The sequence below is a fragment of the Arcobacter suis CECT 7833 genome (assembly GCF_003544815.1).
Taxonomy (GTDB): domain Bacteria; phylum Campylobacterota; class Campylobacteria; order Campylobacterales; family Arcobacteraceae; genus Aliarcobacter; species Aliarcobacter suis.
In genome coordinates this window covers 411960-437836 of record NZ_CP032100.1, presented here as the reverse complement: position 1 = coordinate 437836, position 25877 = coordinate 411960, and the positions used below count along the sequence as shown (strand labels likewise).

The 25877-nt window shown below is 28.0% G+C and carries 29 protein-coding genes; 18 read left to right on the top strand and 11 right to left on the bottom strand.

From position 1 onward, the window contains the following. The first annotated feature begins 6 nt into the window (after positions 1-6). Genes ASUIS_RS02130 through ASUIS_RS02120 form a run of 3 tightly spaced genes read left to right on the top strand, consistent with a single transcriptional unit; the run spans position 7 to position 1813 of the window. Positions 7-966, top strand: a complete 960-nt coding sequence (locus tag ASUIS_RS02130; RefSeq protein ID WP_118885499.1) for a WD40 repeat domain-containing protein — start codon at positions 7-9, stop codon at positions 964-966. Between the two features lie 15 nt (positions 967-981). Next, entirely contained in the window at positions 982-1368 is a 387-nt protein-coding gene (locus ASUIS_RS02125) for a chaperone NapD (RefSeq protein ID WP_118885498.1), read from the top strand. Between the two features lies 1 nt (position 1369). Then, a complete protein-coding gene (locus ASUIS_RS02120; protein WP_118885497.1) occupies positions 1370-1813 on the top strand; it encodes a PAS domain-containing protein in 444 nt (147 codons plus the stop codon). Here the strand turns inward: ASUIS_RS02120 and ASUIS_RS02115 are convergent. Then, on the bottom strand, positions 1810-2136 hold the full coding sequence (locus ASUIS_RS02115; RefSeq protein WP_118885496.1) for a hypothetical protein: 327 nt from the start codon (positions 2134-2136) through the stop codon (positions 1810-1812). The genes ASUIS_RS02120 and ASUIS_RS02115 overlap by 4 nt on opposite strands. A 39-nt stretch (positions 2137-2175) precedes the next feature. On the opposite strand from ASUIS_RS02115, the gene ASUIS_RS02110 reads away from it, so the two are divergent. From ASUIS_RS02110 to ccsA, 4 genes are all read left to right on the top strand, one after another. Beyond that, positions 2176-2553 (top strand): hypothetical protein, encoded by a 378-nt coding sequence (locus tag ASUIS_RS02110; protein ID WP_118887621.1) that lies wholly within the window; start codon positions 2176-2178, stop codon positions 2551-2553. Between the two features lie 96 nt (positions 2554-2649). Continuing rightward, a complete protein-coding gene (gene nrfH, locus ASUIS_RS02105; protein WP_118885495.1) occupies positions 2650-3189 on the top strand; it encodes a cytochrome c nitrite reductase small subunit in 540 nt (179 codons plus the stop codon). Between the two features lie 9 nt (positions 3190-3198). After that, positions 3199-4689, top strand: a complete 1491-nt coding sequence (gene nrfA / locus ASUIS_RS02100; protein WP_118885494.1) for an ammonia-forming cytochrome c nitrite reductase — start codon at positions 3199-3201, stop codon at positions 4687-4689. Positions 4690-4741: 52 nt separating this feature from the next. Further along, on the top strand, positions 4742-7855 hold the full coding sequence (ccsA, locus tag ASUIS_RS02095) for a cytochrome c biogenesis protein (RefSeq protein ID WP_226799961.1): 3114 nt from the start codon (positions 4742-4744) through the stop codon (positions 7853-7855). Positions 7856-8157: 302 nt separating this feature from the next. Here the strand turns inward: ccsA and serS are convergent, their stop codons facing one another. The 4 genes from serS to ASUIS_RS02075 form a co-directional block, all read right to left on the bottom strand. Beyond that, a complete protein-coding gene (gene serS, locus ASUIS_RS02090; RefSeq protein WP_118885493.1) occupies positions 8158-9399 on the bottom strand; it encodes a serine--tRNA ligase in 1242 nt (413 codons plus the stop codon). Positions 9400-9474: 75 nt separating this feature from the next. Continuing rightward, positions 9475-9681, bottom strand: coding sequence for a hypothetical protein (locus tag ASUIS_RS02085; RefSeq protein WP_118885492.1), 207 nt, complete (start codon positions 9679-9681; stop codon positions 9475-9477). A 64-nt stretch (positions 9682-9745) separates the two neighbouring features. Next, the gene (locus ASUIS_RS02080) at positions 9746-10801 is read right to left on the bottom strand and encodes a cation diffusion facilitator family transporter (protein ID WP_118885491.1); all 1056 of its coding nucleotides are present in this window, start codon (positions 10799-10801) and stop codon (positions 9746-9748) included. 10 nt (positions 10802-10811) lie between these two features. Then, positions 10812-11111, bottom strand: coding sequence for a metal/formaldehyde-sensitive transcriptional repressor (locus ASUIS_RS02075; protein WP_118885490.1), 300 nt, complete (start codon positions 11109-11111; stop codon positions 10812-10814). Between the two features lie 166 nt (positions 11112-11277). Between ASUIS_RS02075 and ASUIS_RS02070 the strand changes: the two genes are divergently transcribed. Next, entirely contained in the window at positions 11278-11817 is a 540-nt protein-coding gene (locus ASUIS_RS02070; RefSeq protein ID WP_118885489.1) for a manganese efflux pump MntP, read from the top strand. A gap of 41 nt (positions 11818-11858) precedes the next feature. Next, positions 11859-12824 (top strand): tryptophan--tRNA ligase, encoded by a 966-nt coding sequence (gene trpS, locus ASUIS_RS02065; RefSeq protein ID WP_118885488.1) that lies wholly within the window; start codon positions 11859-11861, stop codon positions 12822-12824. Positions 12825-12842: 18 nt separating this feature from the next. Here trpS and ASUIS_RS02060 read toward each other — a convergent pair whose 3' ends face one another. Genes ASUIS_RS02060 through ASUIS_RS02040 form a run of 5 tightly spaced genes read right to left on the bottom strand, consistent with a single transcriptional unit; the run spans position 12843 to position 15737 of the window. Next, positions 12843-13448: an FmdE family protein gene (locus ASUIS_RS02060; protein ID WP_118887619.1), complete on the bottom strand. Its 606-nt coding sequence runs from the start codon at positions 13446-13448 to the stop codon at positions 12843-12845. 59 nt (positions 13449-13507) lie between these two features. Continuing rightward, positions 13508-14206: a class I SAM-dependent DNA methyltransferase gene (locus tag ASUIS_RS02055; RefSeq protein ID WP_118885487.1), complete on the bottom strand. Its 699-nt coding sequence runs from the start codon at positions 14204-14206 to the stop codon at positions 13508-13510. Next, positions 14206-14814 (bottom strand): ATP phosphoribosyltransferase, encoded by a 609-nt coding sequence (hisG, locus tag ASUIS_RS02050; RefSeq protein ID WP_118885486.1) that lies wholly within the window; start codon positions 14812-14814, stop codon positions 14206-14208. The genes ASUIS_RS02055 and hisG overlap by 1 nt, the downstream gene beginning before the upstream one ends. Then, on the bottom strand, positions 14792-15436 hold the full coding sequence (locus tag ASUIS_RS02045; protein WP_118885485.1) for a type III pantothenate kinase: 645 nt from the start codon (positions 15434-15436) through the stop codon (positions 14792-14794). Before ASUIS_RS02045 ends, hisG begins: the two co-directional genes overlap by 23 nt. After that, positions 15405-15737 carry a hypothetical protein gene (locus tag ASUIS_RS02040; RefSeq protein WP_118885484.1) on the bottom strand — a complete coding sequence of 111 codons (333 nt, stop codon included), beginning with the start codon at positions 15735-15737 and terminating at the stop codon, positions 15405-15407. The genes ASUIS_RS02045 and ASUIS_RS02040 overlap by 32 nt, the downstream gene beginning before the upstream one ends. Positions 15738-15845: 108 nt before the next feature. Here ASUIS_RS02040 and ASUIS_RS02035 point away from each other — a divergent pair, with 108 nt between their 5' ends. Both ASUIS_RS02035 and ASUIS_RS02030 read left to right on the top strand, forming a co-directional pair. After that, positions 15846-16619: a threonine/serine exporter family protein gene (locus tag ASUIS_RS02035; protein WP_118885483.1), complete on the top strand. Its 774-nt coding sequence runs from the start codon at positions 15846-15848 to the stop codon at positions 16617-16619. Further along, entirely contained in the window at positions 16620-17090 is a 471-nt protein-coding gene (locus ASUIS_RS02030) for a threonine/serine exporter family protein (RefSeq protein ID WP_118885482.1), read from the top strand. It begins immediately after the preceding gene. 25 nt (positions 17091-17115) lie between these two features. On the opposite strand, the gene ASUIS_RS02025 is transcribed toward ASUIS_RS02030, so the two are convergent. Beyond that, complete coding sequence (locus ASUIS_RS02025) at positions 17116-18927, bottom strand: menaquinone biosynthesis decarboxylase (protein WP_118885481.1); 1812 nt, start codon at positions 18925-18927, stop codon at positions 17116-17118. A 92-nt stretch (positions 18928-19019) separates the two neighbouring features. Between ASUIS_RS02025 and ASUIS_RS02020 the strand changes: the two genes are divergently transcribed. From ASUIS_RS02020 to ASUIS_RS01990, 7 genes are all read left to right on the top strand, one after another. Next, entirely contained in the window at positions 19020-20195 is a 1176-nt protein-coding gene (locus ASUIS_RS02020) for a MalY/PatB family protein (RefSeq protein ID WP_226799959.1), read from the top strand. Between the two features lie 130 nt (positions 20196-20325). Next, on the top strand, positions 20326-20688 hold the full coding sequence (locus ASUIS_RS02015; RefSeq protein ID WP_118885480.1) for an NADH-quinone oxidoreductase subunit A: 363 nt from the start codon (positions 20326-20328) through the stop codon (positions 20686-20688). Beyond that, positions 20679-21194 (top strand): NADH-quinone oxidoreductase subunit B, encoded by a 516-nt coding sequence (locus ASUIS_RS02010; protein ID WP_118885479.1) that lies wholly within the window; start codon positions 20679-20681, stop codon positions 21192-21194. Before ASUIS_RS02015 ends, ASUIS_RS02010 begins: the two co-directional genes overlap by 10 nt. After that, on the top strand, positions 21187-22821 hold the full coding sequence (locus ASUIS_RS02005) for an NADH-quinone oxidoreductase subunit D (RefSeq protein WP_118885478.1): 1635 nt from the start codon (positions 21187-21189) through the stop codon (positions 22819-22821). Before ASUIS_RS02010 ends, ASUIS_RS02005 begins: the two co-directional genes overlap by 8 nt. Next, the gene (locus tag ASUIS_RS02000; RefSeq protein ID WP_118885477.1) at positions 22821-23300 is read left to right on the top strand and encodes an NADH-quinone oxidoreductase subunit NuoE family protein; all 480 of its coding nucleotides are present in this window, start codon (positions 22821-22823) and stop codon (positions 23298-23300) included. Before ASUIS_RS02005 ends, ASUIS_RS02000 begins: the two co-directional genes overlap by 1 nt. Then, a complete protein-coding gene (nuoF, locus tag ASUIS_RS01995) occupies positions 23297-24547 on the top strand; it encodes an NADH-quinone oxidoreductase subunit NuoF (RefSeq protein ID WP_118885476.1) in 1251 nt (416 codons plus the stop codon). The genes ASUIS_RS02000 and nuoF overlap by 4 nt, the downstream gene beginning before the upstream one ends. Before the next feature lie 24 nt (positions 24548-24571). Continuing rightward, entirely contained in the window at positions 24572-25858 is a 1287-nt protein-coding gene (locus ASUIS_RS01990) for a citrate synthase (RefSeq protein ID WP_118885475.1), read from the top strand. The last annotated feature ends 19 nt before the right edge of the window (positions 25859-25877 follow it).

Sequence of the window (25877 nt, the reverse complement as noted above, 5' to 3'; positions counted from 1 at the left end):
TAATAAATGAAAAAATTTATATTTGTATTTTTAAGCGTTTTTTTATATCTACCAAATATATCAGCAAAAGATTTAACTCCAAATTATTCATTAAAAACAAGTGGTGGAGTAACTGATTTGGTTTTAAAAAATGAAAATTTATATGTAGCCACAACTGATTCAAGTGTTGATATTTTTAATATAAATACAAAAGAAAAAATCAACTCAATAAAAGTTCCCAAAATAAAAGATTTTATGAAAGATACTATTGAAGCTCGAATTTATAGTATTGATGTTTTAGAAAACAGTGTTTTGATTTTATCTCAAGGTGAAAGCGGTGGAAGAAATATAGATATTTATAAAAATGGAAAATTAAATAAAATCATAGAAGATAAAGATAGATTATTTATAGCTTACGCAAAGTTCATAGATGAAAATCATATTGTTTATGCCCTACTTTCAAATCAAATTTATCTTTATGATATCAAAAATAAAAAAGTTGTAAATGAAGTTCAAATATCTCAATCAAAATTTTCAAACTTCAAATTAAATGAAGATAAATCAAAAATTGTAATTGCCGATGAAAGTGGTATTTTAACTCTACTTAATACAAAAGATTTAAATCCAATAAAAAGATTTGATACTTTAAATTTGGATAATGTTTTTCAAGTTGATATGAAAAAAGATATATTTATCACAGCAGGACAAGATAGAAGATGTGCAATTTATAGTTTAGATGAAAGAATTTCTTATTATAAAGAAGGCTCTTTTTTGATTTATAGTGTAGCTTTAAGTCCAAGTGGTAAATTAGCAGCATTTGCAAGTGATGAAGAAAATAATGTAACTATTTTTAATACAACAACAAAAGAAAATTTATATAAACTAACACAAAATAAAACCACTTTAACAAATATTTTATTTATCAATGAAAATGAAATTTTTGTTTCAAGTGATGATGAAAAAATAAACTATTATAAACTTAATTAAACAAAGGATTTTAAAATGAATATTTCAAGTATTATTGTACAAACTCTACCAAAACACCTAGATGAAGTGGTAACTAGCCTAAAAAATTGCGATGTATGTGATTATCATATGCATGATGAATTAGGAAGAATAATTATTACAATAGAAGGAAAAGGCGTTCAAGAAGAGCTAAAAAAACTAAAAGTTATTGAAGCAATTCCTTATGTTATGAGTGCAGATATGCAAATGGCATATAGTGAAGATGAATTAAGCTCACATATGGAAGTTTTAGAAAATGCAGACCTTGTACCAAAAGTTTTAAATGACAAAAATATTCAATCACATGAAATCGTTTATAACGGTGATTTGAAGAAAAAAGATTTAGAGGGATTTGCTAGAACATTTGATAAAACAGGAAAATAACATGGAATTCTTAAGTGGAAATTTTTTATGTGAAACTATTGTTCCAAAAGAAGAATTAATTGTTTCAAGAACTGATTTAAAAGGAAATATCACTTATGCAAATGAAACATTTGCTTTAATTTCAGGATATAAAATAGGTGAACTAATAGGAAAACCACACAATATCCTAAGACATCCTGATATGCCAAAATCTCTTTTTAAAGAACTATGGAAAGATTTAGAAACAAAAGGTTTATGGAGTGGAATTGTAAAAAACAAAAGAAAAGATGATGGTTTTTATTGGGTTTATGCTGAAATTTCTGGTGTTTTCAAAAATGGAATTTTAGTTGAATACAAATCAATTAGAACTCCTATTTCTTTTGAAGAAAAAGTAAAATATCAACTTCTTTATGACCAAATTAAAAAAGAAGATAATGAAACAACAAGAAGAGTAATCTACTCTTAACCTGAACATTTTGTATCAAAATCTAATTTTGGTACAAGTTTTTCTTTTTTTGAAAACGTGATTTTTACATTTCCATCTTCTAACTCTTCAACTTCATAATCAAAATAAGCTTCGATTTTTGGGAATAATCCCATTGGAATTTTGTGATTTATCATTATTAACTTTTTATTTTCATTCAAAAGTTCTAAGCCAGCTACTGCATTTATCATAGGTTCAGGAACTGCTGTTGAACTTGTATCAAAATAGTAGTAATTTTCATCTTCATAAAAAGGAACAGTTGAATTAACAACTTCAATTTGTTTTGCACTTGCAGGAATATTCATTTTCTTCTCTATTATTTGATTTTTATAGTAAAATTGTTTATGAAAAAATTTATACTTATTTTACTAGTTTTAAACCTAAACCTTGCATTCTCATCTTCTATCCAAGCATCTTATGCTATAGGAGTTTTTCATGAAAATGGAAATGGCGAAAATATTCAACATAAAAAAATCACAGATCAAGATTATAATGGAATTTGTTTTTCAAAAATAGTTATTTTTGGTGAAACAAGAAATAAAAATATTGAAGTAAGAATAGGAAATTCTTTAGGTTATTTAGAAAATTCTATTCCAGTTTATAACAACCAAAAAATTTATATTGGTGAAGAAATAACTTTTAAACATTACAATGTTTCAAAAGGTTATTTTGAAGTAAAAATTGATAATAAACTTTATGATACAAAAGTCTTTGTAAAATAATAAAATTTATGAATGAATATTCAATTCCTTGATCTAGGTCAAGAAAATATATTTTAAATAACTTTATAATTACTTGTGTGACTCAAAGGATATACAATGGAAAAAAACGGAAAAATTGTTGTTTATGGGGCAATTTTCAGCCTTTTAATCGCTACTGGCTTATTTCTTTACACTGTATATGCATCACAAATGCTATCTTATCTCTCAAGCGATCCTAAGGCCTGTATTAATTGTCATACAATGCATTCTGCGTATGCAACTTGGGAAAAAAGCTCACATAAGGATGTGGCAAAATGTGTTGAATGCCACCTTCCTGTGGGAGATATGATTGAAAAATATAAAGCAAAAGCAATTGATGGATGGAACCATTCAGTTGCATTTACTTTAAACACTTATAAGAATAATATTCAAATAAGTGAAGATGGTGCAAATCGTGTACAAAATAATTGCATAAGATGTCACGCTAGTATAAATGATACCCTAAAATCAAATGCTAGCAATTACCATAGTAGTGAACAAAAAGGTCTGGACAATGATCGTAAATGTTGGGAGTGTCACAAATATGTGCCACATGGTAAGGTTAGAAGTTTGACTTCAACACCTTATAATCTAGGAATCAAAGAAAACTTAAAGTAAAGGTTTATCATGGGAAAATACAAATTTTTGTTTGCAATATCAATTATCGCAATAGGTTTAATGTCAGTATTATTGGCTTCCATAAATGAAAAAAAAGAGGAAAAACAACAGTTACAAGAAGTTCCTAAAATAGATAGATGGGAAACGAAAAATGAAGAGTTCAGAAAATTTTATCCAAGAGAATATGATTCATGGAAACAAACAAAAAATTCTGATCAAATAGAAGATATGCTAAAAAAATATCCAGAATATGTTGTATTGTGGGCAGGTTATCCATTTTCAAAAGATTATAATGCTCCAAGAGGACATTTTTACGCTGTTGAAGATAATAGAAATACATTAAGAACAGGAGCTCCTGTTGATGATAAAACAGGACCATTGCCAAGTGCATGTTGGACTTGTAAATCTCCTGAAGTTCCTAAAATAATGAAAAAAGATGGGGATGAAGAGTATTACACAGGTAAATGGGCAAAATATGGTTCAGATATTATAAATCCTATTGGATGTGTAGATTGTCATAATCCAGAAACTATGGAACTGCAAGTTAATAGAAATTACTTAAATGATGGGTTAAAAGCACAAGGAAGTAAAACAACTTTAGATAATGCAACTCAACAAGATATGAGATCTATGGTTTGTGCCCAATGTCACGTGGAATATTATTTCCAAAAAACTCCTTTAAAAGATGGTAAAACAGCAGCTGTTGTTACATTACCATGGAAAAAAGGAACAAATGTAGATGATATGGAAAAATATTATGACGAAATTCAATTTAGTGACTGGGTTCACCCTATTTCTAAAACTCCAATGATTAAAGCTCAACATCCAGAGTATGAAACTTGGAAAACAGGAGTTCATGGTAAAAACAATGTATCTTGTGCAGATTGTCATATGCCATATAAACAAGAAGGTGGAATAAAATATACAGACCATAAAATTGGTAATCCATTAGAACATATGGATAACACTTGTATGAATTGCCACAGAACTGATGAAAAATCTTTATTAGAAAATGTAAAACTAAAAAAAGATAGAAAAGATGAATTACAAGGAAAAGCTATAAAACAATTAGCTGCTGCTCACTTAGAAGCTGGAAAAGCTTGGGAAGTTGGTGCAACAGAAGAAGAAATGAAACCTATTTTAACTGATATTAGACATGCTCAATGGAGATGGGATTATTCAGTTGCTTCTCATGGTGCATTTTTCCATGCTCCTGAAGAAACACTAAGAACATTAGGTACAGCTTTAGAAAAAGCTGGAAATGCAAGAATTGCTTTGGCAAAAGTTTTAGCTAAACATGGTGCAGCTGATTATAAAGCGCCGGATATAACAGATAAAAAACAAGCTCAAGAAATTATTGGATTACCATTTAATCAATTAGTTGAAGAGAAAAAGAAATTCCAAGACGGCTTAATGCAAGATTGGAAAAAAGATGCAGAGAAAAAAGGAATTTACAATCCTGAATCAACAAAAGGTATTGAAACAAAAACTTCATACTAAAATTTAAGAAGAGTTCTTCTCTTCTTAAAATAAATCTTTAAAAAGAGTAAATGTGAAAAAATTATTAAGAGTTATATTTAGTATTGAAGTTATGACTGTATTTTTAATATTTATGGCTTTATCATGCGCAGTTGCAACATTTATTGAAAATGATTTTGGTCCACTTGGTTCTAAATCTTTTATATATAATCAAACTTGGTTTGAATTAATTATGCTTATTCTAACAATAGGAATTGCTTTTAATATTATCTGGTTTAAGATGTACAAAAAAGAAAAATTCTTTTTATTTATGATACATATCTCTTTAGTTCTTATTTTTTTAGGTGCAGCAATGACTAGATATTTAGGTTATGAAGCTGTAATGACAATTCCAGAAGGAAGTATGGAAAATAGAGTTTATTCTGTTGATGAATATATTCAAATAAAAACTCAAAGTGAAACTTATGATAAAAAAGTTATGATGACACCACTTAGCCAATCAAACTTTGAATATGAAACTTTATTAGAAAATAAACCTTTAATAATTAAATTTAATAGATTTGTACAAAATGCCGTTGAAAAACTTGTTCCTAGCGAAAATGGAAAAACTATGATGAATATTTTAGTTTCTGAATCAATTGGAACAAATAGTATAAACTTAGAAGATAAAAAAGAAATCAATACAAAATATCTAACTTTTACTTTAAATAAAAAAACAAATTCAAACGCTCCAACTGTAAATTTCGAAACACAAAATGGAGATTTTTATATCAGTTCAAATATACAATTAACTTTATACTCAAATGATTTAAACAAAGAATTAATTATAAATGCAAATACTAAAAAGAAAATAGAAATAAATAATATTTATAAAATCGGACAAACCCAATTTAAAATTTCAGATGCCCTATTAAATGCGCAGTTCAAAATCGTAAGTGAAACAAATCATGAAATAAAAAAAGAGCAACAAATAAACGCAGTAATTTTAGATTTAATTTATGATAATAAATCTATTGAAATTCCACTATACGCAAAAGGTGGTTCAAATCAAGGAATCACAAAAAAAGTGAATATAGCAAATAAAGAAATAGAGTTAAAATGGGGAGCAAAAGAGTTTGTTTTACCATTTTCTATTTTATTAAATGATTTTAAATTAGAAAGATACCCAGGTTCCAATGCTCCATCAGCTTATTCAAGTGAAGTAAAAGTTTATGATAATATTTTAAATAATTCATTTGAATATAAAATTTATATGAATAATGTATTAGATTATAAAGGTTTTAGATTTTTCCAATCTTCATACAAAACAGATGAAAGTGCAACGATTCTTTCTGTAAATAAAGACCCAGGAAAAATACCAACTTATATTGGATATTTTTTGCTTTTTACGGGTTTATTTTTAACTTTTTTTGTAAAAAATAGCAGATTTAAAAAATTAAGTACAAAATCATTCACACTTGAACATATAAAAGAGAGCTATTATTTAAAGAAAAGTTTATTATCTTTATTTTTTGTTTTGGCTTTTGTTTTTTCTCCTCAAAAAAGTTTTTCAAATGAAGATTTTATTTTTAATATAGATAAAAATCATAGTGAAAAATTAGGAGCATTAATTATTCAAGATTATCAAGGAAGATTAAAACCTTTAAATTCTTTGGCAATAGAAATAATGAATAAAATATCAAGGGATAATCAAATAAAAGGTTTAGATGCAAATCAATTCTTTTTAAGTATGTTTCTATATTCAGAAGTTTGGAAAGATATTCCAATATATAAAGTTAAAGATGAAGATATAAAAAAATTACTTGAAATTGAAAAAGACAAATCATATTTTTCTTTTAATGATATTTATACAAAAAATGGTGAATACAAATTAGAAAATGCCCTAGAAAATACCAATGCAAAAAAAATCTCTGATAGAAATAATTTTGATAAAGAATTAGTAAAAATTGATGAAAGATTAAACATCTCTTATTCTTTATTTATTGGGGATTTTCTAAAAATTTTTCCTTTAAAAGATGATTTAAATAATAAATGGTTAAATCTAAATGAATCTTCACAATATCAAAATGAACAATCAATAGAAATAAACAATCTAATGAAAAATTACTATTTTTCACTTTTAAATGCAAATAAATCAAATGATTGGGAAAAAGCAAATTTAGCTTTAGAAAATATAAAAACTTATCAGCAAGATTTAGCTTCAAATATTATTCCAAGTGAACCAAAAATAAAATCTGAACTTTTTTTAAATAAATTCAATATCTTTGAAAGACTTACTCCTTTTTATCTTATTTTGGGATTTGTTCTTATAATTTTAGTTTTTATAAACATTTTCAATCCTTATTTGAAAATAAATAAAGTTATCAAAATCATTTTATCTCTTATAATTTTAGGGTTTATATTTCATACTTTAGGATTGGCTCTTAGATGGTATATTTCAGGTCATGCTCCTTGGTCAAATGGATATGAATCAATGATTTATGTTGCTTGGGCAATTACACTTTCAGGAATCTTTTTTTCTAAACAATCTAATTTAGCTTTAGCAACAACATCAATTCTTACAGGAATTACTCTTTTTGTTGCCCATTTAAGTTGGATGGAACCACAAATTACAACTTTAGTTCCTGTATTAAAATCTTATTGGTTAACAATTCATGTAAGTGTAATAACAGCAAGTTATGGTTTTTTAGCACTTAGTTGTTTACTTGGTTTTATTTCTCTTTGTTTATTTATTTTTGCGAATCCAAAAAATGAAAATGAAAACTTTTTTAGAATTTTACTAAGTATAAAAGAGTCAAATAGAATAAACGAAATGTCAATATTAATTGGTCTTGTTTTTTTAATAATTGGAAATTTTTTAGGTGGAATTTGGGCAAATGAATCATGGGGAAGATATTGGGGTTGGGATCCAAAAGAGACTTGGACGCTAATTTCTATAATTATATATGCGATTATACTTCATCTAAAATACATTAAAGGCCTGTTTAATGACTATTTATTAAGTTTATTATCGGTTGTTAGTTATTTTAGTATTATTATGACTTATTTTGGAGTGAACTATTTTTTAAGTGGGAAACATTCATACGCAGCTGGAGATCCTATTCAAATCCCAAATTTTGTTTATATTTCTTTAGTAATTATTCTTGTTGTGATTTTACTTTCGTTCAAAAATAGAAAAGTTCTATAAATTTTTAATTTAATAAAAAAATTTAAGATTTTATTTATAATCGTAGCATTAAAATAGCATTTCTTAAGTTTTAAGTATGTATAATTTCACAAATAAGAGGTTTCATCTGCTTATCTCTCCTTAGTTAAAACTTTTACTTTTGTAAACTTTTTTTTAAGATGAAGCTTCTTTTTTTATTCCTTCCAAAAAATAAAGAGTTTTATTTTATATATTTATAAACTATTTTTACAAAACTCGAAATCCTAAATAAAAAAAGGGAGAAGTTAGCCAACTTCTCCCTTTTTTATTTGCTTTATTTTATATTACATATATTTTTTAAGAACTTCTGGAATTCTAACACTTCCATCTTCGTTTTGATAATTTTCCATAATAGCTACTAAAGTTCTTCCAACAGCTAAAGATGAACCATTTAAAGTGTGAGTTAAAATATTTTTCTTATTTGCATCTTTATATCTGATTTTTGCTCGTCTGCTTTGGAAATCTCTTGTATTTGAAATAGATGAAATTTCTCTATATTTATTTTGTCCAGGTAACCAAACTTCTAAGTCAATAGTAACAGCTGCACTAAATCCTAAATCACCAGTACATAATTGCATTTTTTGGTGAGCAAGTCCAAGTGAAGTTAATAAATCAGATGCACAAGATACCATTTTTTCAAATACCTCAACAGATTGTTCAGGAGTTGTGATTGCTACCATTTCAACTTTATCAAATTGATGTTGTCTAATTAATCCTCTTGTATCTCGCCCTGCACTTCCTGCTTCTTTTCTAAAACAAGGAGTATAAGAAGTAAGTAACATTGGAAGTTCTGATTCTTCTAAAATCTCATCATTAAATAGATTTGTTAATGAAACCTCAGCAGTTGGAATTAGATATAAATCTTCACCTTCAATCTTAAATAAATCATCAGCAAATTTTGGAAGTTGTCCAGTTCCTAAAAGAGTATTTGAATTTGCCATAAATGGAACATACCACTCATTAAATCCTCTTTCTCTGTTAAAATCAAGCATATAATTTATTAAAGCTCTCTCAAGTCTTGCTCCATCACCTCTTAAAGCTGCAAATCTTGATTTTGCGATTTTTACACCTCTTTCAAAATCAATCCAATTATTATCTAAATCCCAATGTTCTTTTGGAGTAAAAGTAAAAGTTGGTTTTTGCCCAACTACTTCTAAAATAACATTTTCATTTTCATCAGCTCCAACAGGAACTGACTCATCTGGCATATTTGGAACACCTAAAATGATAGAGTTTAACTCTTCTTCTAAAACTCGAACTTCTTCTTCTAATTCTTGTTTTTTATTTTTAAGATTATTTATATTTTCTTGTAAAGATGTGATATCTAAGTTCTCTTTTTTGTATCTTCCAAACTCTTTTGAAAGAACATTTTGCTCAGCTGTTACATCTTCCATCTCTTGTCTTTTTTGTTTTGTATTAGATGCAAGAATTTTTAAGTTATTTAGTAGTTCGTTATCAACACCTTTTTTTTGTAAAGCTGTTACAACATAATCAAAATCTTTTTGTAGTAGTTTTATATCTATCATCTTTGCTCTTTGTTTTATTTTTTTGTGCATTGTAGCTAAAAAAACTCTACAAAGAGATTAGATGATAAGTTAAATTTATCCGTTCATTTCCATTTTTATCATTACATTACCATCAACATATTCTGTTTTAAATCTGTGTTTGTGGCAAAAATCTTCATTCATAATTATACACATTTCATTTGCTTTTTCTAAAGCTTCATCAATTGAAGCAAAGTGTGTTTCTTGTTCGAAATCTGAATTTCTAAAACAACCACATGCTTTTTCAACTATTACAGCTGCCATATTATCTCCTTTTAAAAATTTCGGGAATTGTATCATAAAGAGATTAGAATTTTCTTTTGCTAAATTATTCCCATTCAAACTGAAAAGTTGTATGAACTATCTTATATTTATCTTTTAATTGATGATTTATTTCATGTAAAAGTTGTTCATAATTTTCTAAAGATTTTTTATTTATTTTCACATGTGCTGTCATATTGTACATATCTTGAGTTATTTCCCAAATATGAATATCATGTAATTCTAAAACTTCTTTATGTCTTTCAATAAATTCTTTCACTTCTGTAATATCTAAAGGTGAACTTTCCATTAAAGTATTAATAGAATTTTTCAAAATATCAATTGCCCACTTAGAAATAACAATTGCCACAATAACTGCCAAAATAATATCTATAAAATACCATTGAGTAAAATATATAACCACATAACCTATAATAATTGCAACCGAAGATAAGGCATCACTTAACATATGAACAAAGGCTGATTTTAGATTAATATTATCTTTATCACCTTGCATCAAAATAACACCTGTTATGATATTTATAACAAGCCCAATAACTGCAACTATCATTGCTGTTTTTATATCAATTATTTGAGGATTAAAAAATCTCTCAACTGCTTCATAAACAATCCAAGCAATAGATAAAATAATTGTAATCCCATTTACAAAAGCAGCTAATACTTCAGTTCTGTAAAATCCAAAAGTTTTAGATATTGGTGCTTTTTTACTTGCAATTATTATAGCAACTAAAGAAATAATCAAAGCAAAAGAGTGTGTAAACATATGAATTGCATCTGAAATTAAAGCCAAAGAGTTTGATAAAAATCCATAAAAAAACTCTAAAAACATTGTAATTAAAGTAATACCTAAAGCCCATTTTAAAACTTTTTTATCTGTTCCTCTATGATCATGTGAATGTCCACTTGTACCATGGTCATGTCCACAACTATATTCATTCTTTTCATGTTCATTAGGTTTATTAAATGAAAATTTATGTTCTTTATACGAAGACATATCGTTTTGTTTAAAATTAAGTTTATTTGTTTCGTGATTATGATGATTTTTTTCTTTATTTCCTAAAAAAGGTTTATGTTCATTTAAACCAAATTTACAATTTCCCATTTTTTATCCTTTATTTTCCATAAACTTTTATTATTTCTAATAAATTATCAATTTGAGCTTCTGCTTCAGAAGTTGAAGCATTCCTTATACTCTCTATCATATGACCTTTAGCATAATGTTCGATAAAAGAACTAATCATTCCACTAACAGCACCTTTAATTGCTGTTAATTGTCTAATTGTTTCATATGGATCTTCTTCTAATTTAAAATTTTCATCATTAAATTTATTCTTTAATGAATGTACTTGACCATGTATTCTGCTAATTCTATTTTGTAATTTTTTTCTTTCAACATCACAACAATATGCCATTATTATTCCTTTATATAGTATACCCCTATATGGTATATTAAATAGACTTAATATTTACAAAAATTGATAGTGACTATTTTAAATCTATATGATTTTCTATTTATATTTTCAGCTTTTATCTTCTTAATTTTAGTTATAATCCCGCCTTTATATAAAAAGGGGAATTATGTTAGAAGTTCTAATTTTATCATTTGCGCTTAGTATGGATGCCTTTGCTGTTTCTATTGGGCTTGGAATAAAAAATAAAGGTGATATAAAAATCTTAGCATTAAAAGCTGGATTATTTTTTGGTATTTTTCAAGCATTAATGCCATTTATTGGTTACCTTGGAGGAATTGGACTAAAAGAGTATATTCAAGGATATGATAGCATCATTGCTTTTGTCTTATTAGTAATCATTGGTGGGAAAATGATATATGAAGCCTTAAATGAAAATGTTGAAGAAGAGATAACAAAAATATCAAATAAAATTTTATTAACTTTAGCAATTGCTACAAGTATTGATGCTATGGCTGCTGGATTTACTTTACATCTTTTTGATTTAAATGTTTATTTATCTTTATTTCTTATTGGAATAATAACTTTTTTATTCAGTATTTTAGGTGTTTATATTGGGCAAAAAGGTGGAGATAAATACGAAACAAAAGCTGAACTTCTTGGTGGAATTGTTTTAATCCTTATTGGATTTAAAATACTGATTTTTTAGTTACTTTTGATATAATGCGCCAAAAAAATAAGGATTATGATTTGAGAATTTTATCAGGTATTCAACCATCAGGGACAATACACATAGGAAACTATTTTGGTATGGTAAAAAAAATGATAGAGTCACAAAATGAAGGTGAACTTTTCGCATTTTTAGCATCATATCATGCTTTAACATCGGTGAAAGAAAAAGAGGCTTTAGAAAATAATACTTATGAAGCAGCAATTAACTTTTTAGCACTTGGAATGGACCCAGAAAAATCAACATTTTGGGTACAACACGATGTAAAAGAGGTTCTTGAATTATACTGGTTATTATCAAATCACACTTCTATGGGACTATTAGAGAGAGCTCATTCTTACAAAGATAAAACAGCACGTGGAATTGTTGCAAGTCATGGTCTATTTTCATATCCTGTTTTAATGGCTGCTGATATTTTACTATTTGATTCAAATATTGTGCCTGTAGGAAAAGATCAAATTCAACACGTTGAGATGACAAGAGATATTGCAACTTCATTCAATCACGCTTATGGAAAAGAGATTTTTGTTTTACCTGAATCAAGAGTTGATGAAGTGGTAGCTACAGTTCCTGGAACTGATGGAGCTAAAATGTCTAAATCATATAACAATACAATTGATATGTTTACAAGTGCAAAACAAAGAAAAAAACAAGTTATGGGAATTGTTACTGACTCAAGAGAATTAGATGAGCCAAAAGAGTGGGAAAATTGTAATATCTATACTTTATGTAAACTATTTATGAATGAAGATGAATTAAAAGATTTGCAAAAAAGATATGCAACTCCAGGTGAAGGATATGGTCATTTTAAAATGACTCTACTTGAAAAAATAAATGAATATTTCGCACCTTATGAAGAAAAAAGAGAATATTACTTAAACAATAAAAAAGAAGTAAAAGAAATATTAGCTTTTGGAGCGCAAAAAGCTAGAAAAATTGCAGCTGCTAAAATGGAAATTATTAGAGATGCTGTTGGTTTAATCTAAATAAAATAGATATAAAAGTTATCCTTTTATATCTATTTTTATAACTTCATTTATATTATTTGATATATCTTCAACTCGTTTTTGCCAAAGTTTAGCAAACTCTTTTTTTTCTTCATTTGTAGCATTTCCTTGAAGAGATTTTTGCATTAAAAAATTCATATCTTCATGGGGTTTTACACTTGAAGCATCATAAAAAACATCTACACTTTTTAAAGTATCTATTCTAGTAAATCTAACACTTGCACCATTTATATCTTTTTCAAATTTCATTAAATGGTTTCTATCAAATTTTCCAGCAAGTCCTTTAAATCCATTTGTAGTTGTTGCTCCTGTGATATTCATAATCACATTTCCAATTACTCCCGCAACTGCAATATTTTGGGCTTCTTTAAACTCAACAATAATTTCACCACGTTTGGGAATTTCATTTTCATATAAGGCTTCTAAACCTTTAAGCGTCATAAGATAAGCTCCTAAAACCGTAGGACACGAATGTCCTGCACTTTTTACAACATCTAAATATGAAAATTCAATTACTCCATCTTCAAAAGCACCTAAAAAAGAGGCTAAACCATCTTGTAGTTTTATTGTTGGGATTTTATTAAAAAATTGTGGGTAAATCATCATAAGTCAAACCTTTGTGTTGGCATTTTGCTCTAACACAAAAGTTTGAGTATTTTGTATTAGGCTATTTTTTTACAAATAAAGATTAATTTATCAGCATGTTCGTCTGTATGTAAATTAAACTCTTTTATCTCTTGAATTTCAAAACCACACTCTTTTAGAAGTTTTGTTAAAAACTCTTTTGAGTGATACTCTTGGATTATTGAATCTCTCTCTTTTGAAAACATTCCATTTTCTTGTTTTTCAAAAAGTGTAATATCTGTTTGAAGTTTATTGTTTTCAAAGTTTGCATCAATAGCAATAAATTTATCTTCAACATCAATAGTAATACATCCTTGAGCAACTTCTTCAAATCCGAAAAGTGAGTTTACATCAAAAATAAAATAAGCACCTTGATTTAAAACAAGATTTGTTTCTTTGATAAATTGTTTTAACTCTTTTTTTGGAATGTAATTTAAAACATCAAAAATAGCAGTTGCACAATCAAATTTTTCTTTTACTTCAGATAAAGCTATTGCTTTTGCATTTAGATTTTTAGTTTCACAAACTTTTATTTGTTCAGCACTTAAATCAATTCCAAAATATTTCTTTTTATTTACTTTTAGATTCTCTAAAAAATATCCTTGACCACAACCAATATCAATTATATTATCAAGTTCATTTACCATTACAAATCGTAAAAATTCTCTATGTAAAATATAAACTTCTTCTTCAAAATCTAAATAAGGCTCAACTTTTGCGTATAAATCCAATCCCATTATATATGTGCTTCTATTCTTTCTTTTAAGTCTAAAATTAAATCTTTTTTAGCATAAAAAGAGTTTTTGTTTGCTATTAGATGAGCTGAACTTTCCATTATTGTTGGTCCAATTTCAAGTCCGTTTTGTTTCATTGTTTCACCAGTTTCAACAATATCAACAATACAATCACAAAGCCCAACTAGAGGTGCCAGTTCAATAGAGCCATAAAGTTTAATAATCTCAACAGCCATTGCTTTTTGTTCAAAAAATTTCTTTGCAATTACTTCATGTTTTGTAGCAATTGTGATTTTACTTTTATTGAAATTTAACTCTTCACCTTTTCTTAATCCAAAAGCGACTTTGCACTTTCCAAGTTGTAAATCAAGAAGTTTGATTAAGTCGTACTCTTTTTCTTCAAGAACATCAAGTCCTACAACACCTAAATCAGCAGCGCCATGCATTACATAAGTTGGTACATCTTGATTTCTAACATTTAAAAATCTAAATCCAGCTTTTTCAAGTATTAATTTTCTATCTTCAAAAATAAACTTTTCACCAAAAGCTTTTTCAAATTTATCTAAAGTTTCCTCAGCAATTCTTCCCTTAGGCAATGCAATTGTTAGCATCAATAATCCTTTTCATGTTCTCAAATATTAAATCTTTTTTATATGTGCTATTTTCAAAATATTTACTCAAAACTTCTCCATCACCACCAGTGAATATAATATTCTTATTTAAACTTACTTCTTTGATTGGTAAAATGATAGATTTTAACATAGCATATTGTATAGCATCTTTCGTGCAAAGCGGTATTTTATCTAAATTTATCTCTTTTTCAAACTCAAACTTTAATTTTTTTGATATTTTTGGATAACTTTTCATAAATCTTCTCAATCCCAAAAGTATAAATCCACCCTTATGAACACCTTCTTCCATAACATCAACAGTTATTGCACTTCCAGCATCAACAATCACACAATTATCTTGAAAAGAACAAGCAAGAGCCCTATCAATTCCTAGTCCTAGATATGAAGTTTGAAAGGTTAGAAGTTTATTTATATTTTTCGCGTGAGGATTTTTTTTAAGTAGTCTTTTAGTAGCTTTTTCATTTACAGAAACAAAATAAATTTCCTCATCAAATTTTGGAACTTTTTCATCTAAAAAATATTTTTTATGTTTGCCTTTTATCAAAAAATGATAAGTTGTATTTCCAATATCACATAAAATCAACTCTAACACTCCAATCATTTTGTTTTAAATACTCTTTTGCTTTTGAGCATAATGGACTACTTATCAATAACTCTTTTTTCTTAAAGTTATGGTCTAAATATGTTGATAATTTCTCACAAAGTTCCATTAAATCATCGGCATTTTTTCTTATAAATCTACTTTTTGAATCAACTATAAATATTGCATAAAATTTTGAATCAACTGTTGTTCCTGCATAAATATCTATTTTTTTTCTTGAATCTAACTCTTTTGGAGTTATTTGTTTAATCTCTTTAAAAAGTATATTTTTATTTGTGTAATATGTTGTTAGTTTTTTCAATTTATCCCTTTAAAGTATTGATTATATCCAATAAACTCTTTTAAATTATCACAAATTTTACACACCAATCTGATATAATGACAACAAATTTATAAGAAAAAAGAAAAGATGAAAGACTTAAATTACCAAAAACAATCACTAATCACAAGAACTATTATCAAATCTGCTGTTTTAATGTCGGAATTTGGTGCAGAAAGTATTTTAATAGAACAAACAGCTCAAAGACTTGGACATGCATTAGGAATTGATTCTGTTGAAATATCTTTAATTCCATCAGCAATAGTTTTAACAACACTTCACGATAGCCAATGTGTTACAACAACAAGAAGAGTTCATCATAAACCCATAAATATGTCAATCGTATGTGAAATACAAAAAATAGTAATAAACATAGAAAAACAAAAATATGATGTAAACTATTTAGTAAAAGCTCTAAAAGATATTGAACCAAACTATTATAATAGATGGCTTGTTGTTTTTATGGTTGGACTTGCTTGTGCTTCATTTTCATATTTACAAGGTGGTGATTGGAGTGCATTTTTTATAACATTAATTGCATCATCAACTGCAATGTTTGTTAGACAAGAATTAGCAAGAAAAAGATTTGTTTTAATCATAACCTTTGGTGTCACTGCTTTTACAGCAACACTAATCGCAAGTATTTCTCAAATAAATGGGTTAAGTTCTACTCCAAATATTGCCCTTGCTTCAAGTGTTTTATTACTTGCCCCTGGATTTTCATTTATAAACTCTTTTTTAGATGCTTTAAAAGGTTATTTAATGATGGGTTGGGGTCGTTGGATGGAGGGAATTTTACTCACAATTGCCACATCAATTGGAATTATCATAGCAATGGCTATTTTAAATATAAAAGGTTGGTAAATGACTGATTTAATAATTAAAATGATTCTTGAAGCAATCTTTGCAAGTATCGCTTCTGTTGGTTTTGCTATGGTTTTTAATGTTCCAAAACATACTTTAATTTATTGTGCATTTGGTGGGGCAATTACTTATATAACTAGAACTATCTTTTTACATTTAGGGCTTGGCATTGAAATTTCTACATTTATAGCTTCAACTTTTATAGGAATTATTGCTTTATATTGGTCAAGAAAATATTTAATTCCAAGACCTGTTTATACAGTTGCATCTATTATTCCTATGATTCCAGGAACTTTTGCATTTTCTGCAATGATTTCTTTAGTTGATATGAATAGCCATGGAGTAACACCTGAATTAATAGAAATATTTATTGAAAATGGATTAAAAGCGGTATCAATTTTGGGGGCTATTAGTTTTGGTCTTGCTTTACCATCACTTTATTTTATGAGATTAAATCGACCTGTTATTTAAAAAAGAAGAGGAATTCTCCTCTTTTTTATAAATAGAATTTTTTTATAAATTCATCACTTACATCAATAATTTTTCGCTTTCTTAAAGACTCAATTACCTCTTTTGTACAATCCACGTCATCAGGCCATCTTCGTTTGAAATTATCATGAGCATTTTTATCAGTTGCATCTAAACACATAGTGTGACCATCAATAAATAAATCTCTATTTGAATCTATATTATTACAAACTCTCCAAACAAGCATATATTCATTTGTTACATCATTCTTAGCATCATCTACAATAATTAAAATTTTAATATATTCAAAAAGTGGTTTTAACTCTTCAAATAGATATTTTTGATTTCTTGTTTTTTCTACACTAATTACTGTTATTGGATTTTTTGTATCAAGAAAATATTGTTTTAAAGCTTTTATTTCACTTGAAATATTTTGCATTTTAGACAATAAAACCTCATCATCTAAAAGTGTAATTCCCAACTCTTCTATTTCATCACCCGTACAATCAAGTCCTAGTTTTCCACCAACTGCAAATTTTGGACTTGAATGGTCAAGGGCATCAACAACACCTTTTGAGATTAACATATCTTCAACATTTAATCTATTTAAAATGTGTTTTATAACCTCTTGATGATTTGTTAAATCTGGTGCATCTTCATTTACAAAAATAGCATGTTTAACAAAACTCATTTGTCCAACACCCCAAAATGCGTGCATCATCTGGCTTGCGTGACCTGGATATAAAGTTTTGATTTTTGCCATAATAAGATTGTGAAAAACCCCATTTTCAGGCATATAATAATCAATTAAATCAGGAGCAGTTGTTTTTAAAAGTGGTAAAAATATTCTCTCCGTTGCATGTCCCATATATTTATCTTCTAAAGGTGGTTTTCCAACAACCGTTGCTAAAAATGTAGGTTTAGCTTTACTTGTAATTGCAGTAATTTCCATAAAAGGATACTCTTCTTCAAGTGTGTAATATCCAGTATGATCTCCAAAAGGTCCTTCAATTCTTATTTTTGAAGGATCAACAAAACCTTCAATAATAAAGTCATTATCTTTTGGAACATAAATATCATTTGTAATTGATTTTACAAGCTCAGCATTTTTATTTTTTACAAAACCATAAAGCATAAGTTCAAAAATACCAATTGGTAGAGGCGCTTGTCCACACCAAATATACATTGGGTCTCCTCCAATTCCAATACTTACTGGCATTTTTTTACCAGCTTTTTTATACTCATGGAAAAAGTGATTTGAGTCTTTATGAATTTGCCAGTGAAGTCCTAAAGTATTATCTTCGTAAACTTGAAGTCTGTACATTCCAAGATTTTTTAGCTCTCCATTTAAAGAAGTTGTATAAACTTGCCCCATAGTAATAAATGGACCACCATCTTGCTCCCAAGTTGTAAGAATTGGTAAATCAGAAAGTTTTGCATCGCTACCAAGTTTTATGATTTGTTGACACTCGCCTTTTCCTTTTAATTTTTTTGGAATTGTGTTTTTAAGTGCAAAAAGTTTTCCAAAAGTTGAAAGTTTTTCACTAAAAGTTGTTGGCGGTTTCATTTTTAATAATGACTCTATTTCTCGCCCTATTTTATCCCCATCACCAATAAAAAGTTCAACTGCTTTTTCATTACAGAATACATTCATAAGTACTGGAATATCGAATTTTTTATTGTTTTTTCTATCAACTGGATTTGTAAATAAAATCGCCTTAGAATTTTCTGTTTTAACTTCAATATAGGCAATATGCGGGATTTCTAAATAAATATCAAGTTCATCATCAATAATTTTTAGTAAATCATGTTTTTTTAATAGTTCAATTGCTTCTTTCATTTTTCCCTCAAATTATACCTCTAATGAGGTAATTAGTATAAATCTTATATCATTTTATCAATAAAAAATAGTTTATAATAGGGGTTTTGAATATGCTTAATAATATTGAATACAATTTTGATGAAGAAATAAATAGAAAAAATACTAATTGTGCAAAATATGATGGTTTAAAAAAATATTTTGGATATGAGGACTTAAATCCACTTTGGGTTGCAGACATGGATTTTAAAACTCCAAGTTTTATAAATGATGCCATAATAAACGCAGCCAAAAATTCACTTTACGGTTATAGCATTGATAGTGATGAGATTTATCAATCAATAATTAATTGGCAAAATACACAACATAATTGGCAAATAAATAAAGAAGACATTTATATGATAAATGGTGTAGTTCCAGCTTATAGTGCTTGTATTGAAGCCTTTAGTGAAGAAAATGATGAAGTAATAGTTCAAACTCCAATTTATCCTCCACTTTTTAAATGTGTAAATGCAAATAATAGAAAAGTAGTTGTAAATGAACTAAAAAAAGATGAAAATGGTTATTACACTATGGATTTAGATGATTTAGAAAAAAAGATAACTTCTAAAACAAAAATCCTAGCTTTATGTTCTCCACACAATCCAGTTGGTCGAGTTTGGAGTAAAGATGAACTTGAAAAACTCGCAAACATTTGTATCAAACACAACATTATAATTGTTTCAGATGAAATTCACTCGGACATTACATTCAAAAAATTCACTCCGCTTGCATCTATTTCACAAAAGATTGCAAATCAAACAATTACTTTAAATAGTGCTGGAAAAACTTTTAATATTGCAGGTCTAAATAGTGCTTATGCAATAAGTAAAAATCAAGATTTATTAAATAAATTTAAAAAAATAGCCCAAAAGAGAGAAATCCAATCAATAAACTTTTTCGGATATATCGCAACAAAAACAGCTTATGATAATGGAGCTATTTTTGTAGAAGAGTTGAAAAAATATCTTTTATCAAATATGAATTTTACAAAAAATTATTTTGAAAAAAACAGTATAAAAATAGATTTTAAAATTCCCGAAGCAACATACCTTGTATGGCTTGATTTTTCAAAATATAATCTTTCTCATAATGAAATTAAAAACATATTATTAACAAAATCAAAAATTGCTCTAAATGATGGTGTTTCTTTTGGTAGCAATGGAAATAAATATTTTAGACTAAATGTAGCACTTAGTAAAAATGCCCTAGAGATAGCATTAAATCAGTTATCTAAAGAGTTTCAGTAGCAAAAAAATAGCAAAGTATTACATTTTTTCTCACTATATAGATTAATGTTTACAAATATCTGAAAAACTTTATAATGTATTATAAATTTGTGTACAATCATTTAATAAAATTAAATAAATAGGGGGAAAAATGTCAACTGAATTAATTCTAGCCTCTGTTATTTTTGTGACCATAGGACTTATACTTGTTGCAGTATTTGTTCTTACTAGGTTTATTGGTCCAAAAAATGAAAATTCAGAAATGAAAAATAGTGTATATGAAAGTGGAGTTACAAGTCCAATTGGAACAACTAATATCCGATTTTCAGTGAAGTTTTATTTGGTTGCTATTTCCTTCTTATTATTTGATGTGGAAATAATTTTTATGTTTCCTTGGGCTATAAATATTTTAGAGTTAGGTTATTTTGGACTTTTTAAAATGTTTATATTTATGGGATTGTTATTCGCTGGACTAATTTATCTTTACAAGAAAAAGGCACTATCATGGGATTAGGAGTTGAATCAAAACTTGGGGATTCTATAGTTACAACTAGACTTGACCATGCTATTAATTGGGGAAGATCATATTCTTTATGGCCAATGGTTTTTGGAACAGCCTGTTGTGGAATTGAATTTATGGCAGTTGCTGGCTCAAGATATGACCTATCAAGATTTGGAGCAGAAGTTGTAAGATTTTCTCCCAGACAAGCTGATTTACTAATTGTTGCTGGAACAATTTCATATAAACAAGCACCTATTTTGAAAAAAATATATGAACAAATGTGTGAACCTAAATGGGTTATTTCTATGGGAGCATGTGCCTGTTCTGGCGGATTTTATGATAACTATACAACTTTACAAGGAATAGATGAAATTATTCCTGTTGATGAATATATTGCAGGTTGTCCTCCAAGACCAGAAGCAGTTCTTGATGCTATTATGAGAATTCAAGAAAAAGCAAATGATGAATCAATTATTAAAGATAGAATCAAAGAGTATAAAGGAATTTTAGATGCTTAAATGTGATTTATTAATTGATTCTAAAGATATTAAATCTACTATTTCTAAACTAAAGAATGAAAAAGATTATACTATTTTATTAGACATAACAATAATTGATTATTTAAAATTTCCAGATATTACACCATCAAGATTTGCTGTAGTTTATATATTAAGAGATGCTTCATTTAAAAATCAAATTTCTATAAAAACTTATATAGATGATAATACTTTAGAAGTTGATTCTCTTTGTTATTTATATAGTGCTGCAAATTGGGCAGAAAGAGAAGCTTATGACCAATATGGAATAAGATTTAAAGGTCATCCAAATTTAAAAAGAGTATTAAACCATCATCAGTTTGTAGGTCATCCTTTAAGAAAAGATTATGAAATTACAAAAGGACAAATTTGTACTCATACTGAAGATTTAATGGATGAGATGAATCCTTTATTAAAGCAAAAAGGTTATACACCTGAAGATATAGATGATTTAATGCTTCTAAATGTTGGACCATCTCATCCAGCTTCACATGGAACAATAAGAAATTTTGTTGCAATGGAAGGTGAAACAATTACTGCTTGTGTAACAGAAATTGGTTATTTACATAGAGGATTTGAAAAAGCTTGCGAAAATCATACTTATTCTCAAGTTATTCCTTATACAGATAGATTGAATTACTGTAGTGCCATTTTAAATAATATTGGTTATTCAAAAGCTGTTGAAGAGATGTTAAATATCGATATTACTGCACGAGCTAAAATGATTAGAATAATTATTGGTGAATTAAGCAGAATTATTGATCATTTAGTTTGTAATGCAGCAAATATGGTAGATTTAGGTGGACTTACAAACTTTTGGTATCTATTTGCACCAAGAGATATGGCTTATGATTTATTATCAAAATTAACAGGGGCAAGACTTACAAATACTTATACAAGAATTGGTGGTTTAGAATTTGATTTGTATAAAGGATTTGATGAAGATTTAGCAAATGTTCTAAAAGAAACAGAAATAGCGATTGATGATGCTTTATCTTTAATAGCTCATAACAAAATCTTTCTTGATAGAACTCAGGATGTGGGAGTTATAAAAGCTGATTTTGCTTTACAACATGGAATAACAGGTCCAAATTTAAGAGCTACTGGTATTGCCCATGATTTGAGAAAAGACAAACCTTATTATGGTTATGAGAATTTTGATTTTGACATAGTAATAGGAAGTCATGGTGATGTTTATGATCGAATGATGTGTAGATTTGAAGAAATGAGACAATCAATTAAAATTATTAGACAAGCAATGAAAGAACTTCCAAGTGGTGCAATAAATGTAAATGCACCTGGAATTTTGTTACCTAGTAAAAAAGATGTTTATGGAAACATTGAAGGTTTAATGAACCAATTTAAACTTACTTTTGAAGGTATCAAAGTTCCAAAAGGTGAATATTATTCATCAACTGAAGCAGCAAATGGAGAATTAGGATTCTTTATTGTTAGTGATGGAAGTGGGAAACCTTATAAAGTTAAATGTAGACCTCCATGTTTTTATTCCCTTGCAGCATTTTCAAAAATTGTTGAAGGTGGAATGTTGGCAGATGCTGTTGTTACAATGGCTAGTATGAATTTTATTGCAGGGGAGTTTGATAGATAATGAGTACTTTTAAATATACTGCTGAAAATGAAATTAAATTTCAAGAATATGTATCAAAATACCCAAAAATAGACTCTTGTATGCTACCAGCTTTATGGTTAGTTCAAGAGCAAATTGGTTGGGTAAGTCCTGAAGCTATGATTTATGTGGCTGAAAAATTAGGAAAAACTCCTATTCAAGTTTATGAAGTTGCAACTTTTTATACTATGTTTAATTTAAAACCAATAGGAAAACATCATATTGAACTTTGTAAAACTCTTTCATGTATGTTATGCGGTTCACAAAAAATCAAAAACTATATAAAAGAAACTATTGGAATTGAAGCTGGGCAAACAAGTGCTGATGGATTATTTCATTTAAGCGAAGTTGAATGTATGGGAGCTTGTGGTGGAGCTCCGATGTTTGCTTTAAATGGTGAATACCATGAAAAATTAACTATAGAAAAAGTTGATGAATTAATCAAGGAGTGCAAAAAATGATAACAAAAATTGTAAGCAAAAATTTTGACATTCCAAATTCTCATAAATTAGAAGTTGCCCTTGTAAATGGAAGATACTCTTCAATAGATAAACTTTTTACTATGACTCCTGATAATGTTATAAAAGAAGTTACAAAGTCAGGTCTAAGAGGAAAAGGTGGTGGTGGAGCGGCATGTGGACCAAAATGGGAATTAATGCCTAAAAATGACCCAAGACCTGCTTTTCTAATAGTAAATGGAGATGAATCAGAACCAGGAACTTTCAAAGATAGACAAATTTTTCAATATGACCCACATCTTTTAATTGAAGGAATTATTTGTACTTGTTATGCAATAAATGCCCATCATGCTTATATTTATATAAGAGGTGAATACAAATTTTTTATTGATAGATTAAATGAAGCGATAAAAGAAGCCTACGAAAAGAAAATTATTGGTGATAAAATCATGGATAAGTATGATTTTAAACTTGATATTACAGTTCATAGAGGTGGTGGAGCTTATATTTGTGGAGAAAAATCTGCATTAATTGAATCTTTAGAAGGTAAAAGAGGTCATCCAAGACTAAAACCTGCAGGAAAAGAATGTGAATGGTTTTTCGATAATCCAGCAACTGTTAATAATGTAGAGACAATAGCATCTGTACCAAATATTGTTGAAAATGGAGCAATTGGTTATACAAAATATGGAACAGAAAAATCCCCAGGAACTATGCTATTTGCAATTTCAGGAGCTGTAAAAAATCCAGGTGTTTATGAAATGGCTTATGGAAATAAAATGATTGATTTTCTAAACCAAGTAGGTGGAGGAATGATTGAAGGAAAAAAATTAAAAGCAATTATCCCTGGAGGTTCATCTTGTCCAATCTTAACTGCTGATGAAGTTCAAAAAGCAGTATTAGATTATGAATCTATGTGGGATATTGGTTCAACTTTAGGTACAGGAGGAATGATAGTTATTGATGAAGATACATCTATGGTTGATGTAGCTAAAAATTTGATAGAGTTCTATCACCATGAGTCTTGCGGTCAATGTACACCTTGTAGAGAGGGTACCGGCTGGATAGATAAGATTTTGAAAAAAATCTTAAAGGGTGATGGTTCAAAAGAGGATTTAAATACAATACTTGATGTGTGTAACACTATGAATGGAAAAACTGTTTGTGTTTTTGCACCAGCAGTGAAAGATATAATTGAGAGTATTGTAAAAAAATTCCCTCACGAATTTAATATATATTTTAAAAACTAAATTAACTAAATAACAGGAGAAATTATGACAAAAAATACAATGACATTAACTGATAACAGAAATGGCAAATCATATGAATATAATATTATTGATGGTACAAGAGGACCTAGCGTTGTAGATATTTCTACATTCTATAAAGATTCTGGAATGTTTACTTATGACCCAGGTTATACTTCAACTGCTTCTTGCGAATCAAAAATCACATTTATTGATGGTGAAAATTCTGAATTAAGATATAGAGGTTATGATATTACAGATCTTGCAGGAAAACACTCTTTCTTAGATGTTTCTTATTTATTAATGAGAGGAAAACTTCCAACTCCTGAGGCTTCAAAAAACTTTGATTTAGAAATCAGACATAGATCATTTTTAAATGAAGGAATTATTAGATTATTTGACGCTTTACCAGATGGTGCTCACCCAATGGCTACAATGGGAGCTGCAACAATGGCTCTTGCTGCATTTTATAAAGATCATTTACATTTAGAAGATGAAGATGCTTTCAAAATGATGAGAAGAAGAATTTTAGCTAAAATGCCAGTAATTGCTGCAATGGCTTATAGAAATTCAATTGGTACACCACTTATTTATCCAGATGTAAATAGATATTTCACTGAAAACTTCTTATATATGTTAAGAGCATATCCAGGTGGAAGAATGAAATATTTAGGAAATGGACAAAATGATGAAATAAAACAAGTTGAAATCGATGCATTAGATGCAATTTTAACTTTACATGCTGACCATGAACAAAATGCTTCTACAACAACTGTAAGAAACGTAGGTTCAACAGAAGCTCACCCTTATGTTGCAATTGCTTCTGGTATTTCTGCACTTTGGGGATCAGCTCACGGTGGAGCAAATGAAAAAGTTATGGATCAACTAAGATTAATTGGTGATGTTAAAAATGTACCAACTTATATTGCAAAAGCAAAAGATAAAAATGATCCATTTAGATTAATGGGATTCGGTCACAGAGTTTATAAAAATAGAGATCCAAGAGCTGAAACATTAAAAGGTTTACAAGATAAATTAAAAGAAGAGTTAAAACTTGATTCTAAATTATTAGATATTGCTCATGCTGTTGAACAAGCTGCATTAAGTGATGATTACTTTAAAGAAAGAGGTTTATATCCAAATATTGACTTCTATTCAGGTGTAATTTTAACTGCACTTAAAATTCCTGTTGAAATGTTTACTCCAATCTTCGTTATTGGTAGAACTCCAGGATGGTTAGCGCAATGGTCAGAATTAAAACAAGATCCTAAACACAAAATAGCAAGACCAAGACAATTATATACAGGTAACTAAGAAAAATATTAACTTTAGT

What these genes read in the sequence shown, in the direction of transcription:
- ASUIS_RS02130 (WP_118885499.1), top strand. Translation starts at nt 7, where the DNA reads ATGAAAAAATTTATATTTGTATTTTTAAGCGTTTTTTTATATCTACCA.
- ASUIS_RS02125 (WP_118885498.1), top strand. Translation starts at nt 982, where the DNA reads ATGAATATTTCAAGTATTATTGTACAAACTCTACCAAAACACCTAGAT.
- ASUIS_RS02120 (WP_118885497.1), top strand. Translation starts at nt 1,370, where the DNA reads ATGGAATTCTTAAGTGGAAATTTTTTATGTGAAACTATTGTTCCAAAA.
- ASUIS_RS02115 (WP_118885496.1), bottom strand. Translation starts at nt 2,136, where the DNA reads ATGAATATTCCTGCAAGTGCAAAACAAATTGAAGTTGTTAATTCAACT.
- ASUIS_RS02110 (WP_118887621.1), top strand. Translation starts at nt 2,176, where the DNA reads ATGAAAAAATTTATACTTATTTTACTAGTTTTAAACCTAAACCTTGCA.
- nrfH (WP_118885495.1), top strand. Translation starts at nt 2,650, where the DNA reads ATGGAAAAAAACGGAAAAATTGTTGTTTATGGGGCAATTTTCAGCCTT.
- nrfA (WP_118885494.1), top strand. Translation starts at nt 3,199, where the DNA reads ATGGGAAAATACAAATTTTTGTTTGCAATATCAATTATCGCAATAGGT.
- serS (WP_118885493.1), bottom strand. Translation starts at nt 9,399, where the DNA reads ATGATAGATATAAAACTACTACAAAAAGATTTTGATTATGTTGTAACA.
- ASUIS_RS02085 (WP_118885492.1), bottom strand. Translation starts at nt 9,681, where the DNA reads ATGGCAGCTGTAATAGTTGAAAAAGCATGTGGTTGTTTTAGAAATTCA.
- ASUIS_RS02080 (WP_118885491.1), bottom strand. Translation starts at nt 10,801, where the DNA reads ATGGGAAATTGTAAATTTGGTTTAAATGAACATAAACCTTTTTTAGGA.
- ASUIS_RS02075 (WP_118885490.1), bottom strand. Translation starts at nt 11,111, where the DNA reads ATGGCATATTGTTGTGATGTTGAAAGAAAAAAATTACAAAATAGAATT.
- ASUIS_RS02070 (WP_118885489.1), top strand. Translation starts at nt 11,278, where the DNA reads ATGTTAGAAGTTCTAATTTTATCATTTGCGCTTAGTATGGATGCCTTT.
- ASUIS_RS02060 (WP_118887619.1), bottom strand. Translation starts at nt 13,448, where the DNA reads ATGATTTACCCACAATTTTTTAATAAAATCCCAACAATAAAACTACAA.
- ASUIS_RS02055 (WP_118885487.1), bottom strand. Translation starts at nt 14,206, where the DNA reads ATGGGATTGGATTTATACGCAAAAGTTGAGCCTTATTTAGATTTTGAA.
- hisG (WP_118885486.1), bottom strand. Translation starts at nt 14,814, where the DNA reads ATGCTAACAATTGCATTGCCTAAGGGAAGAATTGCTGAGGAAACTTTA.
- ASUIS_RS02045 (WP_118885485.1), bottom strand. Translation starts at nt 15,436, where the DNA reads ATGATTGGAGTGTTAGAGTTGATTTTATGTGATATTGGAAATACAACT.
- ASUIS_RS02035 (WP_118885483.1), top strand. Translation starts at nt 15,846, where the DNA reads ATGAAAGACTTAAATTACCAAAAACAATCACTAATCACAAGAACTATT.
- ASUIS_RS02030 (WP_118885482.1), top strand. Translation starts at nt 16,620, where the DNA reads ATGACTGATTTAATAATTAAAATGATTCTTGAAGCAATCTTTGCAAGT.
- ASUIS_RS02025 (WP_118885481.1), bottom strand. Translation starts at nt 18,927, where the DNA reads ATGAAAGAAGCAATTGAACTATTAAAAAAACATGATTTACTAAAAATT.
- ASUIS_RS02020 (WP_226799959.1), top strand. Translation starts at nt 19,020, where the DNA reads ATGCTTAATAATATTGAATACAATTTTGATGAAGAAATAAATAGAAAA.
- ASUIS_RS02015 (WP_118885480.1), top strand. Translation starts at nt 20,326, where the DNA reads ATGTCAACTGAATTAATTCTAGCCTCTGTTATTTTTGTGACCATAGGA.
- ASUIS_RS02010 (WP_118885479.1), top strand. Translation starts at nt 20,679, where the DNA reads ATGGGATTAGGAGTTGAATCAAAACTTGGGGATTCTATAGTTACAACT.
- ASUIS_RS02005 (WP_118885478.1), top strand. Translation starts at nt 21,187, where the DNA reads ATGCTTAAATGTGATTTATTAATTGATTCTAAAGATATTAAATCTACT.
- ASUIS_RS02000 (WP_118885477.1), top strand. Translation starts at nt 22,821, where the DNA reads ATGAGTACTTTTAAATATACTGCTGAAAATGAAATTAAATTTCAAGAA.
- nuoF (WP_118885476.1), top strand. Translation starts at nt 23,297, where the DNA reads ATGATAACAAAAATTGTAAGCAAAAATTTTGACATTCCAAATTCTCAT.
- ASUIS_RS01990 (WP_118885475.1), top strand. Translation starts at nt 24,572, where the DNA reads ATGACAAAAAATACAATGACATTAACTGATAACAGAAATGGCAAATCA.